12 protein-coding genes and 1 pseudogene are annotated in these 19462 nt (G+C 49.5%); 8 read left to right on the plus strand and 5 right to left on the minus strand.

Going from position 1 to position 19462, the window contains the following annotated elements; genetic code table 11:
• The first annotated feature begins 117 nt into the window (after positions 1-117).
• The 5 genes from IPJ88_03180 to IPJ88_03200 all read left to right on the plus strand — a co-directional run bounded on the left by IPJ88_03180 (position 118) and on the right by IPJ88_03200 (position 8565).
• Positions 118-2151 (plus strand): hypothetical protein, encoded by a 2034-nt coding sequence (locus IPJ88_03180; GenBank protein QQR90755.1) that lies wholly within the window; start codon positions 118-120, stop codon positions 2149-2151.
• Entirely contained in the window at positions 2133-3506 is a 1374-nt protein-coding gene (locus tag IPJ88_03185; protein QQR90756.1) for a hypothetical protein, read from the plus strand. Before IPJ88_03180 ends, IPJ88_03185 begins: the two co-directional genes overlap by 19 nt.
• Before the next feature lie 108 nt (positions 3507-3614).
• Positions 3615-6350 (plus strand): hypothetical protein, encoded by a 2736-nt coding sequence (locus IPJ88_03190; protein QQR90757.1) that lies wholly within the window; start codon positions 3615-3617, stop codon positions 6348-6350.
• Positions 6351-6444: 94 nt separating this feature from the next.
• The gene (locus tag IPJ88_03195; GenBank protein QQR90758.1) at positions 6445-7164 is read left to right on the plus strand and encodes a glutathione S-transferase family protein; all 720 of its coding nucleotides are present in this window, start codon (positions 6445-6447) and stop codon (positions 7162-7164) included.
• 33 nt (positions 7165-7197) lie between these two features.
• Positions 7198-8565 carry an alanine:cation symporter family protein gene (locus IPJ88_03200; protein QQR90759.1) on the plus strand — a complete coding sequence of 456 codons (1368 nt, stop codon included), beginning with the start codon at positions 7198-7200 and terminating at the stop codon, positions 8563-8565.
• On the opposite strand, the pseudogene IPJ88_03205 reads toward IPJ88_03200, so the two are convergent.
• From IPJ88_03205 to IPJ88_03220, 4 genes and pseudogenes are all read right to left on the minus strand, one after another.
• Positions 8498-11699 (minus strand): annotated as a pseudogene (locus IPJ88_03205) (efflux RND transporter permease subunit). The gene IPJ88_03200 and the pseudogene IPJ88_03205 overlap by 68 nt on opposite strands.
• A 16-nt stretch (positions 11700-11715) precedes the next feature.
• The gene (locus IPJ88_03210) at positions 11716-12873 is read right to left on the minus strand and encodes an efflux RND transporter periplasmic adaptor subunit (protein ID QQR90760.1); all 1158 of its coding nucleotides are present in this window, start codon (positions 12871-12873) and stop codon (positions 11716-11718) included.
• Positions 12874-13059: 186 nt separating this feature from the next.
• On the minus strand, positions 13060-13626 hold the full coding sequence (locus IPJ88_03215) for an ATP-binding cassette domain-containing protein (protein QQR91951.1): 567 nt from the start codon (positions 13624-13626) through the stop codon (positions 13060-13062).
• Between the two features lie 2 nt (positions 13627-13628).
• Entirely contained in the window at positions 13629-14945 is a 1317-nt protein-coding gene (locus tag IPJ88_03220) for an ABC-F family ATP-binding cassette domain-containing protein (protein ID QQR90761.1), read from the minus strand.
• 464 nt (positions 14946-15409) lie between these two features.
• On the opposite strand from IPJ88_03220, the gene IPJ88_03225 reads away from it, so the two are divergent.
• The 3 genes from IPJ88_03225 (at position 15410) to IPJ88_03235 (ending at position 18285) form a co-directional block, all read left to right on the plus strand.
• Complete coding sequence (locus IPJ88_03225) at positions 15410-15646, plus strand: type II toxin-antitoxin system RelE/ParE family toxin (protein ID QQR90762.1); 237 nt, start codon at positions 15410-15412, stop codon at positions 15644-15646.
• A gap of 225 nt (positions 15647-15871) precedes the next feature.
• A complete protein-coding gene (locus tag IPJ88_03230; GenBank protein ID QQR90763.1) occupies positions 15872-16642 on the plus strand; it encodes a hypothetical protein in 771 nt (256 codons plus the stop codon).
• A gap of 191 nt (positions 16643-16833) precedes the next feature.
• A complete protein-coding gene (locus IPJ88_03235; protein QQR90764.1) occupies positions 16834-18285 on the plus strand; it encodes a hypothetical protein in 1452 nt (483 codons plus the stop codon).
• Between the two features lie 437 nt (positions 18286-18722).
• On the opposite strand, the gene IPJ88_03240 is transcribed toward IPJ88_03235, so the two are convergent.
• Complete coding sequence (locus IPJ88_03240; GenBank protein ID QQR90765.1) at positions 18723-19397, minus strand: transposase; 675 nt, start codon at positions 19395-19397, stop codon at positions 18723-18725.
• Between the last annotated feature and the right edge of the window lie 65 nt (positions 19398-19462).

Genomic DNA, 19462 nt, shown 5'->3' on the forward strand with positions numbered 1-19462 from the left:
GAAAGCTGGAACCGAGCTTTTGTCGTACAACTTGCATAATACACAAACGGCTTGCATGAAACGAATAGGTCTATCATTGTTGCTGGAATACTTTCTTGTAGCCCCATAGGAAATTTTATGCGATTTTGGTGTCTTCTGATCGTGCTAGCCTTAATGCTCGGCGCGTGCAGCTCATCTTCTTCATCAAACAACGATGAATATGGTCCACCGCTCAACGATGGTAACGGTGCTGGTGTGGTGTGTGAAAGTGATTGCGCCATCCCTGAGTATTTGCCTAGCGTTGCTGCTTTGCAGGGTGTTTCGGTCAGGGTGCGTCGTGATACCGCAATTGTTAGCTTTGAAGGTGACGCTGCAGGGCGTGACTACCGCATTTACGTGCAGCCTGAACAAAGCGATGTGATGGTGGATTCAAACGGTGCTCTTAGTATTCAAAATGCGGTCTATCGCTGCGGAGGGGATCGTCCACTGCCCGAATTTGAAGGAGGGATTTCCGGAGAAGTTCATTTCTACGATCGTAGCGAAAATGAGAGCCTGCTTGGTTACGTTTATTTGTTTGAAGGTGATGGCCGCATGCCGGTTTATGCACTGGGCGATCCCAATGCACGTGCAGATACTGTGACCGGATCGTATTTTGATGCTGAACGATTGCGCTACTACACCACCGATAAAAATAAGCGCGATGAACTGATAGCTTTAGGGTGGCGTGATGATGGCATAGTTTTTTACGTTCCCAGCGCGAGCAGTGAACAGACCAGCACACTTTATCGCTATGAGAGCAACCGACAGGCTTACTCTCAAGATCGCCGTTTTGTTTTGCTCCTGGCGGAAGGTCCGGAGTATGAACAACGAAGTGGTGATGATGATGCCAAGCCAATCGAAACACTCTTTCCGATCTATAAAGAAGCGCAACCGGATACAGTGGCGCTTCATCGAGTGCTCTATGGAAATGCTGATATTCACGATGTCCTTGCTGCTGGAGAGGCGCGTTATCAGCGCATTTTGCATCAAGGTAACTCGCCTATTTGGGAGCTGCAGTGGCCCGGTCTCACTGAGCGCACCACCCTTATTGTTGAAGCGCTTGATGAGGGCTGCCCATTTCAAGCTTTCTTAGCACCGCAGGACCATGAGGCTGTTGATCACGTACTGCGCTATACAACGATCGCGACTTTGCAAACAGAGTCCAGCACCGGCGAAGCTTTTGTCAATGGCCAGTTCGATGCATCAAACCGTCCGCAGCCTATTGCGCGCGCTGCAGTGGTGGTTGAGCCTGCTCCAGATCCAGACATGGATTGGTTTGATGGCTTTGCTAACCCCATCACGCCCGATCAATTTGAATTGATCGATGAAGACTACAACAACGGCAACGAGCATTTGCGCTCTGAGCTTTACGATGTGGATTTTAATAACACACATAATCCCGTACGACTTTTTGGCACGATGCAAGGCGAGTTTTGGGTTGCCTTTGCGGATCGGGAAGGCGGTGTTAACGGCCGCTTTCGTTTTGCCCCCTTGCAAATGGCGATGGTAAGCGGTGATTCGTATTTGCACGTCAGCATGGAAGCCGATTTGGCCTCGACGGGCAGACGGTATCCGCAATTGATGGTATCAACGCTGCCACCTCCGATTCAGCGCGATCTTGAACAAGGAGAGACCGTCGTGCTGCAAACATTCGGCGATCGCACCGAGATTCAACTTCAATATTGTGACCATCGCACTTGGGACGTTAACAACCAGTGCCCCATGCTTTCTGTTTACGGCCGAGAACTAAGTGACTATGAAGATGATACCAGCCCCTGGGCGCCACAACATGCCCCGGCAGAGCTTGCGGCTTTTGATCGTCGTGGCAAGTTTGATTTGTTCTTATCAACGACGCATGCGTACGTATTTTTCGAAAACAAGCCTTATTCCTGTTCGGTATTGCCCGGCGATGGGCTGCCTGCGGGCGACGTTTCGGTCAATTTTGGTACCGTGCTTTATCACTCGGGCATTGACGAAGGTGTGGTCTATGGTCCACATGAATACCTAGGGCGTGTGGGTTTTGCGCAAACCAATCGTCACTTTGATAATCTTGGTTTCAAGAACCGAAGTGTGCTGCCTCAATGGAATGAGCACATTCCTTGCGTGGAAGGTTCATGGGAAGTTCGAAACTAACATGCTGTGCCTGGCTTTGCCTGGTAAGTACGCTCGCTTTTTGCGGAAGTAGTCCTCGAGAAATTGAGCTAAACGACGAAGAAAGCACCCAGCTTCAGCAGCTGTTTTACAGCGAAGACCTTGAAGCGCCTCCCGATATTAGCAATGCCTATGCCGATGATGCAGACGCAGCTTTGCTAGGCCAGCGTTTTTTCTTTGATCCTATCTTTTCGGGTCGCTTGCTTGATGCAGACAACGACGGAATCGACAGCGACGGGGATGGCCAAAGTGATTCACTCGGGTTGGTTGGTGAGACTGGCAAGGTGTCTTGTGCAGGGTGTCACCTTCCGGAAGCAGGCTTTTCGGACAGTCGCAGCCGAGGCAAACAGATTTCATTGGCCTCAAGCTGGGTGCTGCGAAGAACACCAAGTTTACTCGAGGTCGGACATCGCAAGCTGATGATGTGGGACGGCAGACGTGATTCTCTGCATAGCCAAGTCTTCAGCGTGATTGAATCCCCGAGAGAAATGAACAGCTCAAGGCTCTTTGTGGCCAAACAAATTTGGGAACACTACAAACCGGATTATGAAGCGGTTTTTGGACCGTTGCCACCGCTCGATGACACAGATCGCTTTGCGGCCTTGGATGCGGAACAAACAGGTTGCGACTTTTCCGTGGGTGAATTCATCAATTGCCATGGAATGCCTGGGGATGGTGCCGAGTTCGATGGCATGAGCGAAGCCGACCAAACAGCAGTAACAGAGGTTGTGATAAACTTTGGTAAAGCCATCAGCGCATACGAACGCAAACTTCGTTGTGGGCCGAGTCTCTTTGATGCATGGCTCAGTGGCGATAACTCAGCATTGAGTCTGTCTGCTCAGCGCGGCGCCAAAATCTTTGTTGGCACGGGTAAGTGCGTTGAGTGCCATTCTGGACCTCTTCTTAGCGACAATGCGTTTCACAATGTCGGTCTAGAGCCTCGACGGGTTGCCGTAGCTTTTGTTGATGCAGATGACCGAGGCGCCATCGTTGGACTTGAAACGCTGCTTAGCGATCCCCTTAATACTCTCGGCCAGTTCAGTGATGGCTATGATGAACGTTTGCCATCGGCGCTTGAGTCGAGCATGGAGGGTGCATTTCTCACCCCTCCGCTGAGATGCGTTAGTCTACGACCCTCGTTTATGCACACCGGCCATATCACCGAGCTGGAAGATGTCGTTTCGTTTTTCAGTCGTGGAGGGGATCCCGCTGGCTATCCAGGAGATAGCGAGATTGGCTACCTCGGCCTCGATACGCAGGAGCAACAGGACTTACTTGCTTTTTTGAAGGCCCTGGATGGTGCCGGTCCTTCGAGCTCACTGCTTAGCCAGCCATAGGAACTAAGCTCCTGATATCATCTAAAATCTTTGCTTTCTTCGCCTTGACACGACAGCCGAGAAGATCCAAACCGGCTATGTAAGTCACTGTAAGGAAGGTTCTTAATTATGAAATCCTATCTTTTTTCTATGGTTTCCGTCTTTCGAGTGTTTGGATGGCTGTTTGTTCTATCGCCCACCGTCGCTCAAGCTCAAAACTTGCTTGCTAATAGTGATTTCTCTCAGGACAATAGCGGATTTGTTTCGGATTACACCTACGCTCCGGGTACCTGTCCTTCGTCTAACCCAAGCGCTTGTCCAGGTTGGCCGGAAGGCACTTACACTGTTCAAAATGATCCGAATGCCTGGCATCCTTATTTTGATACCAATTTTTCAGATCATAGTCCAAGCGCTGACAACATGGCTATGTTTGTCAACGGCTCGGTGAATACAAACTGGGTCGTATGGCGACAGACTGTAAGCAATCTGACTCCCAACACAATTTACGATCTTTCGATTTGGGCTGTGTCCATTCATCCAGCCAATACCGCGCGGTTAATTTTGCGGGTTAATGGGGCCATTGTTGCTGGCGATTTGGTGCTCTCTTCCGAATTTGGCCAATGGGCGGAATTGGCTGGCGTCTGGAATAGCGGTAGCGCTAGTTCAGCGACGATTGAAGTGTGGAGTATTAACTCTCTTGCGGGTGGTAACGACTTTGCTCTGGATGATGCTTCGTTTTCTGCGCGCCCCATACCGCCTGAAGTCAGCATTGTTTACCCCGCCAACGGCGCCACACTGAGCTCCAATCAACTCAGCATTCGCGGCACCGTCGATCCGGTTCCGCCACAAAGCACACTTTCGGTGAACTTTGATCATCCGGAAATCTCCTGCGCGACGCTTGATGTCGAAAGCAACGGCATTTGGACCTGTATTCCAATTGGCAATTTTATCGACGGTGAAAATTATGCGGTAACTGCCGAAGTAAGCTCGGCTACTGGAACGAGCTCAAGCTCTGTTTCTTTCACTATCAACGACGGACCTTTTATAGAGATTCTAAATCCCAATCCGAGCAGCAAAATCAACGAAACAGATGTTGAAGTATCCGGCCGCGCTGAAATAGACAGCATCTTGGATGTTTACATCGACGGCACGGAGCTCTGTGTTGATCTTGCTATTACTGATGCTGATGAAGGCAAATGGAGCTGCCCAAGTCTTCAGAGCCTCGGAGATGGACTCCACACCATACGTGTCGTTGCAACCGACAGTTTTGGTTTTAGTAACGAAACATTTGCAGCCTTTACCGTTGATACGCAAACCTATGTAACTATTCTCAGCCCTAGCGATGGAAGTACCGTGGGATCTTTGCTGCCTGTGATTACGGGATCCTCAGAGCCCGGCGCAGCTCTAACGCTAAGCTTTAGCGATAGTTCCGTCGGTTGTGAGACCTTGCATGTTGATCCCAACGGCGATTGGTTTTGCACCCTAGGTACAGAGCTAAATGAGGGACAAAACTACGTTATTACCGCGCGGGCCATTGAAGATATTGGCCCCAATCCTGCCATCTTTGCTCAGGACCAAGTGACTTTTTCCGTCAACACCTTCGTGTTTGTGTCGATTGATTCGCCAAAGAACGGCACGGTAACCAACCAGCCCCAGTTTACGGTAAACGGCACGGCTGAGCAGGGTGCTTCTTTGCTGGTCACACTGAATTCCAACCTTGAAATCTGTAGCATTGCTTCGGTTGCTGCAAGCGGCAATTGGAGCTGTCCGCTGCCCGAAGCACTTGCTGATGGGAATTATCTTATCGAGGCGCACGCCACGGATAATGGACAAAAAGCTACGGCCACTTCGCTTGTTGTGGTGGATACCAAGTTCTCGCTAACTATCGATGAACCTTACGACGGTGATACGACTTATCTAAGAACACCGGTGATTCGTGGCCGCTCTGCTACGGATGTGGATCCAAGTAGCATGGTTCTAACCTTGAATCATGGAGCATCTTGCACCCTAAGCATCCAGAGCAATGGTGACTGGCAGTGCATTCCAACGACACCGCTTCTGGATGAAACCGTATACTCAATAAGTGTGAGTGCATCGGATCATGCTGGAAACACTGCTTCGATTCAAAGCGAGTTTACCGTACGCACGCATGCTTTTTTGACGATTGATGCACCAGCACTAGGAGCAGTGATTGATGATCCTAGCCCAAGTATCCGTGGTCGAGCAGATGCAGGATACATGCTGTCGCTAAGCTTTGTAGGTGGAAGCCTTATCTGTGAAACCGAAGTGGCCGCTGACGGAAACTGGAGCTGCCCAGTCACTTCGGCGCTATCCGACGGGGATTATGTCATCCGAGCAACTTCCACAGATCCAAGCAATGCAAACAACGTTGCTCGTAGAACAAGCTGGTTTACGGTCTTTACCTTGGATCCAAGTGTGGAGATTACAAGTCCAAGCGGTACAATCGATACGCTCGAGCCCGAAGTCGGCGGCTCAAGCAACACACCCGATGGAACCCTTGTCACCGTGAGCCTGGATGGACAGCGCGTCTGCCAGACTGTGGTGACGGACAGCGCGTGGAACTGTGGCTGGAACGGCGCTATCGTGCTTGAGTTTGGCAAGGACTATACCATCGAGGCAGTGCTTCAAGTAGGCACCAAGAGCGCAAGCGATTCAAAGAGCTTTACGACTCCGGCAAGTGAGCCGCAAGCAGGCAACGTGCTCGATGACCTTGGTGGTGCAGCTGGTGGAGGTTGTGCATGCACTGTTGCTACGGCAGATGATTCACCACTCGGCGCCGCAGCCCTGTACTTTGCCGCAATGGTGATTGGACTTATCCTGAACAGAAAACGAGCAAGACGCTAAACAAACCCTTGCTCGTAAAAAAACCGGCCCGGCTCATGCTCGGCCGGTTTTTTATTTTCTGATATATTCTAGGCAAACCAAAAAAAGGAAAACGATGACTTATCGACTTTATTACTGGCCGATGTTGCAGGGCCGGGGCGAATTTATTCGCCTTGCTCTTGAAGATGCATCCGCACCGTATATTGACGTTGCACGTCAAACGGAAAATGAAGGCGGCGGCATCTCTGCCATCAAAGAGATCTTGAATAGAAAGACTTCTTTTCCTCCCTTTGCGCCACCCGTTCTTGAAGATGCTAAGGTATTGATTTGGCAAACCGGACATATCCTTCAGTATCTGGCGCCAAAACTTGAACTTGTACCAGGCGGCGAGGCCAACTACAGAGTTGCTCAGCAACTGCAGCTCACGATCACTGATTTTGTCTCTGAGATTCACGACACACATCATGCCTTAGGACCAAGCATTGCTTATGAAGAGCAAAAGAAAGCTTGCAAAGAGCGAAGCGCATTGTTTTTGAAAGCCCGCATGCCGAAGTATTTAGGGTATTTTGAGCGGCTATTATCACACACTGAATCTGAGTATGTTTTTGGAAAGCAATGCAGCTATGTCGATCTCTCGCTCTTTCAAATCATCCAAGGCCTTGAGTACGCTTTTCCAAAAACTTTCGGGCACTTCAAAAACAAGATCCCTCACTTGATTGCCCTAGCCAACAGAGTTTCCAAGCGAGCAAACATAGCAAGCTATATTTATTCCGAACGCCGCATCCCCTTCAACCAACACGGCATCTTTCGTTATTATCCCGAACTCGATGTTTGATTCTGCCTGGCTTCCTGATATCAGCTAAGACAGGTGCTTGAAACTATTTCGATATTTTTGAGACAGGGGGTTGCTCTGGCTTGGGGCGCTCCGCTGCTTGTGCTTGTACTAGGCGGCGGGCTTTATCTCATGGTACTCAGTCGTGGTTTGCCCCTTCTTCACATGACTGAAGCGTGGCGTTTGTTGCTTCGCACAAGCGATAAAAGCGGAACGGGCCAACTAAGTCACTTCCAAGCGCTCAGCACAGCGCTCGCCTCTACCATTGGCCTAGGAAACATTGCGGGTGTTGCCATAGCAATAACCCAGGGAGGTCCAGGCGCTATTTTTTGGATGTGGATCAGCGCGACGCTTGGCATGATCATTAAATTTTTCTCTTGCAGTTTGGCAGTGATGTACCGAACAAAAGACAAGCATGGAGAGGTTCTCGGCGGACCAATGTATACGATCGAAATCGGGCTTGGTCACTCGTATCGATGGTTGGCTATATTCTTCTCTGCGTTCGGGTTAATGGGCTTGCTTGGCAGTTTCAACGCCAATCAAATGGCCACAGTGCTTTATGAAACAACTTCTGTTCCCAAGTGGAGCACAGGTATCTGCTTTGTGCTTATCACAGCAAGCGTCATCATCGGCGGCATCAAACGCATTGGTCGCGTTGCAAGTGTGCTCGTTCCCGCGATGTGCCTTTTATATCTTGGCTTGGCTCTTGCCGTGCTCTGCTTGCATATTGAAAAAGTTCCAAGCATCTTTGCCATGATCTTTCACGATGCCTTTTGTGGAAGCTCTGCCATCGGCGGGTTTTCAGGTGCTGGCGTAGCCTTTGTTATTCAAACGGGTGTTAAACGCGCTGCTTTTTCAAACGAGGCCGGCATAGGCACAGCGCCCATGGCTCATGCTCAAGCAAAAACGAATGATCCAATTTCAGAAGGTTTAGTGGCTATGATTGGTCCGTCCTTGGACACACTTTTTGTTTGCACCCTCACAGCGTTCGTTATTTTAAGCAGTGGAATCTGGACCGAAGGTCAAGGCGTCGAAGGGATCACACTTACTCTACGTGCTGTAGAAAACAGCCTAGGTTTATTCGGAGTGATCGTTTTGCTGATGGTCGCCAGTCTATTTTCGATCACGACGATGATCGGCACATCCTATTACGGGAAAAAATGCAGCGTCTATCTCTTTGGTGAAGCATCAACCCCCTATTACTATGCCTTTTATCTGGGCATGCTCATGGTCGGGGCCCTCTGGACTGTCGATAGCATCGTTAATCTCAACGACATTGCCTACGCACTCATGGTTTATCCGAACATGACCGCAACCCTTATCCTTGCTCCCCGGGTTATGAAAATTTTTCGTGAGCATCGCGCCAAAAATCTACGAACTCGAAGTCATCGAGACACTCTCTAAACTCAGGCAACGTTTTTACAAACTCTCCGGATGCCTTTTCTGGAAGGGGCACTTCAATGGCTTGTCCTTCGCCCTTATGATCTTTCGCAAACAGTACATAGACTGATGGCACGATGAAGAGAGTGAACAGGGTGCCGATGCTCATGCCGCCGACAAGAACAATACCAATGGAGTTACGCGCGGCCGCGCCTGCCCCAGTTACAAGGGTTAATGGGAAATGACCGGCCACGGTTGCAACGGTTGTCATTAATATAGGCCGAAGGCGCGTCATGGCCGCTTGATGGACCGCATCGATTTTCGATAGACCTTGTAGTTGCTGAGTATTCGCGAATTCCACAATGAGAATAGCGTTTTTAGCGATCAAACCCACCAGGGTGACTAGTCCCACCTGCGAGTAAATGTTTAGCGTTGTGGTCCAGCCTTCGGTAAGACCAAAAGATAGTCCTGGCGGGCCAGCGAATTTTAGAAAAGAAAATATGAGCGCGCCAAACATCGCCAACGGAACCGAACCTGCAAGGATCACAAAAGGGTCGCGAAAAGAATTAAACTGAGCCGCCAACACCAGAAAAATAAGCAAAATGGCCAGGCCCATGGCTGGAAGAAACTTTCCTGACTCTTGGCGGAGCTGTCGTGACTCACCCGTGTAATCAACACGATAGCTCGGCGGAAGAATTTCCTTGGCTGCGTTCTCAAGCATGGTGAGTCCGCCGTTGAGCGAACGAGGCGCCAAGCCAGAAAGCTTCACGGAGTTCAGCTGTTGAAAGCGATTAAGGGTGCGAGGCTCGATGCTCTTTTCCAAACTGGCAACCGCACCAAGAGGAATGAGCTCGCCACGAGGGCCACTGATGTAAATATCGGGGACTTGTTCGGTGTTAAGTCTACTTGCTCGTTCGATTTGTGGAATGACTTTGTAACTACGTCCATCCATATTAAAGCGATTGACGAAGTTTCCGCTGAGCATCGCTGAAAGGTCACTGCCTACTTGCTGCATGCTAAGGCCCATGGAAGCAACCTTGTCACGATCGATCACGATCTTTGCTTTTTTCTTGATCCATACGCACATCAATAATCGGCGGGAAGGCAAAAAGACCGCTCTTGAGCGCTTCTTCTGAAAGTTTTTCAACAAAGCGCAAAATTTCCTGATGATCGGCAGTTGAAGCAACCACAAGCTCAACAGGAAAAGTGCCTGCACTGGGCAAGGCTGGGGGCAGAAAAGCAGGCGCACGCAAGCCAGCGACCTGACTTAACTTGCCCGCTAACTCTGCTTGGATTGGAAAAATACTTCGCTCACGCTTGCTCCATGGCTGCACCAATACGCCACCAAAACCACCCGTAGGGAAGGTGATCTGAAAACTGTGCTCGTACTCGGGAATGCTTTCAAACTCATGTTGCATCTGTTCAGCAAAAGGCGTGAGCTGCTCCAAGGTAGCGTTCGGTGGCACATCAATCGCACTAAACACAACACCTTGATCTTCGTTTGGCGCAAGCTCCTGTGGAGAAAACATGTACAAAGGCACAATCAACAAGGCGAGCACGATCCAAATGCCGTAGATCATTTTTCTTCGCTGAAGCGATTGACCCAAAATACGCCCGTACAAATTCTTGAGCCGCTCAAAATCACGGTCAGCGCGAGTGGAAATCCAGCTCTTTTTATGATCGGCGCGCAAAAGCTTCGACGACATCATCGGCGATAAGGTGAGCGCCACAATGCCTGAAATAAAGACTGCTCCAGCAAGGGTAAAGGCAAACTCGCGAAACAGCGCACCCGTTAGCCCGGCTTGAAAGCCAATCGGGGTGTAGACCGCTGCAAGCGTAATGGTCATGGCAACGATCGGACCTACAAGCTCTCTTGCTCCAGAAAAGGATGCTTGCAGCGGGCTTTGCCCTTCACGCATGTTGCGCTCAACGTTTTCGACAACTACGATCGCATCATCGACCACCAGCCCCACCGCAAGAACAATGGCAAGCAGGGTCAAGAGGTTTACCGTAAAACCCATCACCTGCATCAAAAACACAGCACCGATGAGCGACACCGGAATTGCAACCAGTGGCACAAGCACGCTACGCAGCGAGCCCAGAAACAGAAAAATTACCACGATCACAATCAACACCGTTTCAATCAACGTGCGCACCACTTCATCGATTGCGTTGTTAATATAGGTGGTGGAATCGTAGGCGATGGAAGCAGTAAGCCCTTTGGGAAGCTCGTCACGGAGCTTGGAAATCTCCTCGCGCACGCTTTTGATTACATCAATCGAGTTGGCGTTGGGTAAAACCCACACACCCATAAACACAGCTTTCTTACCCGAAAAGCGCACTTCCGCATCGTAGTTATCGGCGCCAAGCACTACATTGGCTACTTCCTTGAGCCGCACTAGGGCACCGTCTTGTTCACGAATCACAAGCTCTTTGAATTCATCAAGCGAACTTAGATCTGTTGTGGCCGAAAGATTAATCCGAACCAAGTTGCCCTTGCTCGCTCCTACTGCAGACAAATAGTTGTTGGCTGCCAAGGCCCGGCGTACCTCGCTCGGACTCACTTTGAGTGCTGCCATTTTTGCAGGATCAAGCCAGGCTCGAATTGCAAACTGTCGTCCACCTAAAATATCGGCACGCTGCACACCGGAAAGAGCTGAAAGCCGCGGTTGCACGATGCGAGTCAAATACTCGGTGACTTGATTGTCCTCCAAAATGGGCGAATCAAAGCTAAGGTACATGGCTGCTGTCACCGAATCCGACGGCTCGATGTTGATTGCGGGCAGTTCAGCTTCGGGCGGCAAATCCGCACGCACCTGATTAACGCGTGAACTAATATCAGCAAGCGCATTGGCGGCGTTAAAGTTTAATTTAAGCCTAACGTTGATCGTGGATAAACCTTGAACACTCTCTGACTCGATGTAGTCAATGCCATCAGCTGCCGCAATCGCACGCTCCAGTGGCGTCGTAATAAAACCACGCACCAAATCGGCGTCTGCACCAATATAGGGCGTGCGTACCGTGATCGTAGCGCTTTGCAGTTTCGGGTATTGCCGCACATTAAGCGAGCGAATAGCTTGCAACCCGCCCACCATGATCAGCACATTGATCACAATTGCAAGCACAGGGCGACGGATAAAGATATCAGTGAATTTCATCGTGATTCAACCATCGCTAGGAATTGGAGGGAGTGGGATGGAGCTTGGCATCGAGTTTAACATCGTTGTTAACATTCACAGTGGCGCCGTTACGTAGTTTAAAAGCACCAAGCGAGACGACTTCTTCATCGCCTTCGAGTCCCTTTTCAATGGCCACAAAATCGCCTTGTGTTTCGCCCACACGAACGAATTGCTGCCGCGCGATTTTCTGAATCTTTCCGCTTTTTGATTTGCTCTCTTCGATCACAAATACAGAATCACCATAGGAAGCGTGCACCAATGCGGTCACCGGAACAGTTACGATTTTTCTTTCTTTAGGCATAAGCACCTTGACGGTGACAAACATACCGGGGCGCAAAAGACTGTCCGGATCATTGGCTGTGGCGCGTACTTTCACCGAGCGGGTGGCTTCATCGACCGCAGGATCAATTGCAACGATTGATCCATCCATAGCCGGTCTGTCATTACCATCAAGATGCAAGCGCACGGGCAAACCAACGTGAACTGTCCTTAGATGCTCTTGCGGTAAAGTAAAATCGACGTACTGGTTTTCACTTGATTGAAGCACAACAACTGGCGTTCCAGGATTGAGATACTGCCCAACGTTTACCAGGCGGATGCCTAACTGCCCGGAAAAGGGTGCACGAAGCACTTTGCGTGAGATTTGAGCCCGAAGCGCCGAAGCTTCGGCCAACGTTGTCTTTACCGTGGTTTCTTCCGAATCAAGCTCTGCTTCTGGAACCGCATCCTGGGCGGCAAGCACGCGTGCACGATCACGATTAGTCTCTGCTAAATCACCACGCGCCATCGCCGAATCAAGTTGCGCACGCTCAACACTGGTATCAAGTTCGAGCAAAACAGATCCTTGTTTGACTTTCTTACCGGATTCAAAATGAAGAGCTTTAACCACACCGGCGGCATCGTTACTCAAGGTCACGCCTTTGCCCGCCGCAACGGTCCCAATTGCAGAAATGCTTGCGTTCCACGTTTGTCGCTTGGCTTGGCTGCTGCCCACCACTTCTGGCGGTGGCCCAGCTTTTTCAGCTTCCTTGCCCGCTGCGATAAGCATGCTTATTTGAGAAAACTTAATGCCGATCAGGACGACAACAAGCGCAGCTACGGCGCCAATTGGAATAATATAAGGTCGAAGACGGGAAAAAAATGAGTTAGCCATAACGGGTCTCCGCTAGCCGCAGCACCGTAATTTTTCGGCCGCGTCTGCTCGGAAACCACAGGGCTTAACCCACATTGGCAATAAATCCAAGAGCAAGAGTGAAGCCTTTGCAAATTCCAGCATTGTCCTGGAATATGAAGGTTAAGTACCTTGAAAAATTGCCAACTTTAGCAGAAACAGTGGTGCCTACACTTGCTTTGCTTCTAGGTGCTCCCACCGTGCCAGCAAATTAGCGGCTTGTGCTTTAGCTTCCTCAAGCTCTTTGCTTTTTTGTGGGACCTGTTCTGCTCGTGTCGCGTAGAAATCAGGATCGGCTAGTTCTACTTCAAGTTCGGCCACTTTCTTTTCGGCTTGTTCTATTTTTTCAAACAGCGCATCAAGTTCGATGCGTTCAGCATAAGTAAGTGCTTTTTTGTTTTTGAAGTCATTTTCTACTTTTCTTTGAGGCGACTTGCCTGGTTTGTTAAGTCTTTCGCGCAAAGCGCGCTCTTCCTTATAGACCTGATAGTCGTTGTATCTTGATACTTGTTTGTCATCGTCAAACGCCAACAAGGAGGTACACACACGATCCAAGAAGTAACGATCGTGGGTCACGATCAATGCAGTCACGTTATTATCGACAAGTAAGGTTTCAAGCGCACCTAAGGTTGTTGTATCAAGATCGTTGGTTGGCTCATCCAATACCATCAGATTGATAGGCTGAAGCAATAGTTTTGCGAGTGCCAGCCGGGCCCGTTCTCCACCGGAAAGCATGCTCACACGCTTTTGAAGATCATCATGTTCAAACTGAAATCCTTTAGATACGAACGTACATCCGTGGCTTTGCCAAAGAACTGCACAACATCTTTTTCTCCTGAAATATTTTCGCGAAGGGTAAGGCTCTCGTCACAACTTTCTCTTGCCTGATCGAGGTATCCCACCTTCGTATTCGACCCTAGACTCACTTTGCCCGTTAAGGGTTTTTGTTCGCCTAAAATGGTTCGAAGCAAGGTGCTTTTGCCGCTGCCATTGGCTCCTACGATGCCCAAACGCTCGCCTTTCAACAACTCAAAGTTTAGACGCTCGGCAAGTATATTGCCGTCATAACCCACCGAAACATTGCGTAGCTTTAAAATGCTATGACCTTGCCGAGCAGTGTCTGCTTCAAATACCAGTTTAGCCTTGGACGCGCTGCTTTCTTGCTCCAACACTTGCTGCGCTCGACTAATCCTTGCTTTTTGTTTGGTGGCTCGAGCTTTTGGACCACGCCGAAGCCACTCCAATTCGCGTCTGAGAAAATTATCGCGATTGGCTTGCTTTCGATCATCGTGAGCCTCGCGTTCGGCTCTTGCTTCAAGATAGGCTTCCCAACCACCTTGATAAACATAAAGTTTGGCTGCTTCAATTTCAAAAGTGCGATCCACAACGCGACTGAGTACATAACGATCATGCGTGACCAACAACAGCGCGCCTGAAAAACTCTGAAGTAGATAATCCTCAAGCCATTCAATGGCTTGCATATCCAAATGATTCGTAGGCTCGTCCAGAATCGCCAGGTCCGGTTCAGACAAAAGCAGTTGCGCAAGCGCCACTCGACGCTGCTCTCCGCCACTAAGATCACGAACAAGCGAGTCAGGCTGCATAATCCCTAGATGACTTTGCATTGTTTCGATTAAATGAGAGCGACCCCATCCGCCGCAATGCTCGACTCGAGCGGCGGCTTCATTTTGCATAGCAAGCAACTCGTCGATGGATCCCTGGCCCTGTTCGATCTGTTTACTCAATGTTTCATGCTTGCTAATCGCCTCAGCCCACTCACCCATCCCAGCGCGCAGACAATCACGCACAGTGTTATCAGGATCGAGCGGACTGTCCTGCGACAGATACGCTACTTTGGCCTCTTGCCGAAAAACTAACTTGCCTTCATCGGGCGGCTCAAGGCCCGCCAGGATCCGCGCAAGCGTGCTTTTACCGCTACCGTTGTTGCCAACAAGCCCAACGCGCTGCCCACGATGAATCGAAAAAGAAACATCGTTTAAAATATCTTGGCTTGCAAAGCTTTTATAAAGCTTTTTGGCATCAACAACCGGCATAAGTCAAAGCGTAGTGCCATGCCCTGCTCATTCTTACAACTCATCTCGCCTAAACCGATAATCCCAGTGATTATCACCTGCGCACACCTGCACAAACGCAACTTTGCCCACCCCGACAATTTCTTTTTCGAAACCTTCTCGCTAGGTCACACCCTGGCCGCTTTTCTTCGTCGATTAAGTGGGGTCACTTTCCTTCCAATTTCATCCCTCGTTTTTAGGACTAATATGGCTCAATCTTGAAATTTCTCTAAAAAGAACTCCCAAGAGAGCGACGGAATTCGCCTTTTTTATGAGGCCTAAAATTGGTGGAAAGTGACCCCTAGACCATCAAAGCATTTCGAGCTTGGTTAACCGGGCGGTTAAGTTGGCTCTTTCAGAAGATCTTGAAGACCTAAGCGCTGTCGAGGAACGCTCCCACGAATCTTCTAGACCGTTTGAAAACTTCCTGAAAGAGCTACGACGCGATGGTGAGATATAACCTACGCATCAAGTGCTCCGCTGAAAAAGAATTTAAAGGCATTCCCAAATCATACCGGAAAGCTATTGTTTCAAATATCTTGAAACTCGCTACCAATCCAAAGCCTCATGATAGTGAGAAGCTTTCAGGGCGCGAAGCATATCGCGTCGTTTACACTATCGATGACGCGGTAGTGATCGTTGAAGTCATCAAGGTTGCCCACCGTAAGGATGTCTATCGATGACTTGAAGCCAAAGTATTGGCCCGCGTTTGTGCGCAAGGCTTGGCTACTCGCGTAACCGCGAAAAAAGTGCCGGGTGGATGTGAAAAACAACGAATTCGCTGATTTTCGCAGATCTTAAATAACCTTGGCACCTTTGCAGGAAAAAACAATCGTCTTGCACCGGAAAAAGTAGATGCTAAAGACTCAACAACCGCCGTGAAAAGCTTTTGCCTCGGAGCAGTAAAAATGAACCTATCTAATCTTAGCTGCGTCATGATTGCATGCATAGCCGGTTGTAGCGTTGCAAGCGAAGATACGCTCGAGTCAAACGTCAACGCCCAAGCTATCGACATAGTCGCAGAAGAATTTGTCCCACGTTTACTAATTCTAACCGGCAGCACCACTTGCCCTTTCTTTTCCAATCAATGCCGTTCATTGCAACAAGGTGCACTAACTAAACAACACGAAAAAACACTCTATTTATCGCTGTTCTATCAACGATGGTCCGATATTGAGGGAGCAAAGCAACCTGAGCCGGAGATCCGTTCAACCGATCTTGCTTCAGCTACAACAGTTAAAACATCCGACTACCCTTCAAGCATTGAATACAAACTCTATTTTGCTTGCGAGCAAGCAAGACAACTATTTCCGCCCACTGTTTCTGTCTTTTGTGATGATCCGGACAAGCCACGTACAACAGACTTTCACGCATTGCCCGGGTCGAACGATCAACTCGAGGCAGCCCAACTGACGATTTCAATGACCGCTTCTGATGCAGACACCATGACGATCACAACAGTCCTTTCAACACAGCATCTTTACTACGAACCAGAAGATCGCATCACAGGAGCCTTTGAACTTCGCAGTACAACCACAGTTAAGTCACCCAAAGCTCGCGGTTCCGATGCCTTGGGACTTTACCTCAACAAAGCAGAACAGGGACTAAAATCTCTAAACCACTTGAACTGCGATTTTTACCAGTTGGACACGCCCACCCATTTCGTGTGCCTACTCTAAAAATACTATATCAGCTGTAGCGGCGGCCTAACTGGGGACTACCGGGCAAAAGGCTTCAAGCAATGTCATAGTTCGACTGTCTTTGTTGAGAATGCACTAGTAATTACGTCATGGCATAAACTTTGCTCAACAGCTAAATCATGCGCTTAGCTTATCGAGCTTGTGAGGAAAGGTGGTTCACCAACATTGCAATGCAATGCCTGTCTTTACTTCTCATACCCGTCCTTCTTAGCAGCATGCTAAGTGCTTGTTCTGCAACGGCAGCGAACGATATTGATGCCGACCAAGCAAGTAGTGTGTTTGCAAGTCTACCAAGCCCGCGCGAGCTGTGTTCACAAGCGGCACTCGACCTCGGCTCAGACACTCAACAAAGCTGCATTGACACAGTCTCTCCTTTGTTTGCAAACATAGCTCTTCCTGCCGTGCCGCCTGAAACTCTCTCGCTAGGACCCTTGGCTCTTTTGGTGGTATTGGCTGTCTTTGCAGTCTTTGTAGTGAGCTATTATCAAGACAACGGTATCGGCTTTGAAGAAATTAACTATGCTGTTGCCGCTGCCATCCCACAATACGGTGTTCTTTATGGCAATCTTCAATTGCTAGCGATGCTTTTTGGCATGGATCCTTGGACGATGATTCAAATCCAAGCTCGGGCCATACAGTTTACGGTTCAGAACGCAGGCCAGCAAATCGCCTATTTCATTAATGGTCAAATCGATCGGGCCACCTCGGAAGCTGAAGAGTGGATCAACAATCAACCTGAATTTCCCTCCGGTTGGTGCGGCAGCAAGCTGTGCCGCGCAGGACTGATTGCGTTGGCGACGGCAGTGATGAGTACTATTTTTTCCGGCGCTGTTCAGCAAACAATCGAAGGCGACAGCATGGATCCACTGACGTCTTTGAACGCCGAACGCGACTGGGGTGTGTTTCACAAAGGCGAAGGACAGATTGTAGGCTGGCTCCAAAACCGACCGCAAGCCTACCAAGACTATTTGCAAACGTATAGCGATCCAAACGACAACTCGCCCTGCAAAGATCGCATGGCCATCGCGGCTGCCTATCTCGACAGTTTTTTCACGCTAGTCCCGGAACATTGGGCACAGGGGTTTGAGTTTCTAATTGTCTGCTCTACTGCAAACGATGATTTCGTCTATTTCTCTCCCTACGAAGTGTCGTTCAGGTTTCCCGAAATCTTCTTTCTACCAAACGATGACTCGGCACAAGTAAGCGAGTCCGAGTTGCGCATGCTGCTAGACAATGCTCCGGTGACCGTGCGTAGACGCGGGAAATTGTCGATCTGCAACGTGGGTGATGATGCTATCAATGTGAGTGCTTCGGCGAATCTCGTCCCTTCAGGGATGGATGCCTACGGCGGCTACGAGCTGCGTGCTGAGCCAACCTTGAAAGACATTGTGACGAGCCTTGAGACATATGAAGCGAAGTTTATGGAAGCGCCATACTTTACACCCGAGATGCCGCTCGAGCCGGCCATTGGCAATATTACAGAAGTACGCGGTCAATTAAATCTAAGTACCGATTCTGGGAAAAGTGGAATCGTCAGCGTACACTTCCCTGGAAAAGCTGAGTTAATTGCCACCATCCAATCCTACATTGACCTGCTGGGTCCAGACTGGCTACCACCCTAAGGGTTTACTCGCGGGTTTTGTAAGCCATGGTGTGTCGATTTTCGTGAGGCTAATCAACGCAAAGCTTAGGCCTTTATAGGGTTCGATGAGTTTACATAGTGCAGGGAACCGCGAAGATTCCGTTTATAATGTTTTTCGTTGGCTCGAGTAAAGATATTACGAGTTAAAGAGCGTGGAAATTTTGCAAGTGATGTCATTCCGCCTCGGTCGACGGCTAATGAATAGTAATATCACAACGAAATGCTTTGTTCGTGTATGATGCGACTGGATTAGAAAAATTAAACGTCGTTGCGACCGCAGTTCTTGCTTCATCGAATATGCATAAATGTGCATAGCAAAATCATGGAGAGTGTTATGAACATACGCCTTAGACAGTTAAAAACCCTTGTTGCCAACTTTTAAATCCGTAAATCCGCAAAAATCCGGGGACACGTGACTTATTTCTTAGGGCTACGCTTAGGCTTGCGTCCTGGCTTTTGTGGTTGCAGGCGGCGACCCAGCTGCCTCTCCCACTGCTCGATACGAGCCACAGGTGCTAAAGGTCGGCCCGTGCGTGTCGCACGACGAATATTTTCATTCCGTTGTAGATCGTGTTTGTCGGAGCGTAGAAGCTCGTTCCAATCGTTGACCATCGAGCACAATGGCTGCATGGTGATTGCCCTGTCCTCGCGTAGTCCAAGATGTGCAAGCGCGCTAGAATAAAGCCAGTCCTCTGGACGAGTGACAAGTCGGGCGCGGACCGGATTAAGTTCGATATAACGGGTAGCTGCGAGAAGGTAAGACTCGTCCATGGGTGTGGAGAAAAAGCGTCCTTGCCAAAGATAACCACGCCATCCTTCGCGAAAATTGATGTGCCTGGAGTAACGCGGATGGATTTCGCCAATGCAAGCTGCCAAGGCCCCTTCCTCGTGGGGTATGGCCACGTGATGGACGTGATTGGGCATCAGCGTATAAGCCCAGAACTCCACGCCGAGTTTCGGGCCCCATTCGGTCATCAAAGCGATATAATATCGATAGTCACTATCATCGAAAAAAGTCTGTTGTCTGCGATTGCCTCGCTGAGTGACATGATGAGGCCATCCAGGAATCACTACGCGCGCCATTCTTGCCATGCATGGCTATCGGCCAATAGCTCAATGAGTTGTCCGGAATAAGTCACGTGTCCCCGGATTTCCGA

Source organism: Myxococcales bacterium, assembly GCA_016699535.1.
Taxonomy (GTDB): Bacteria; Myxococcota_A; Polyangia; order Polyangiales.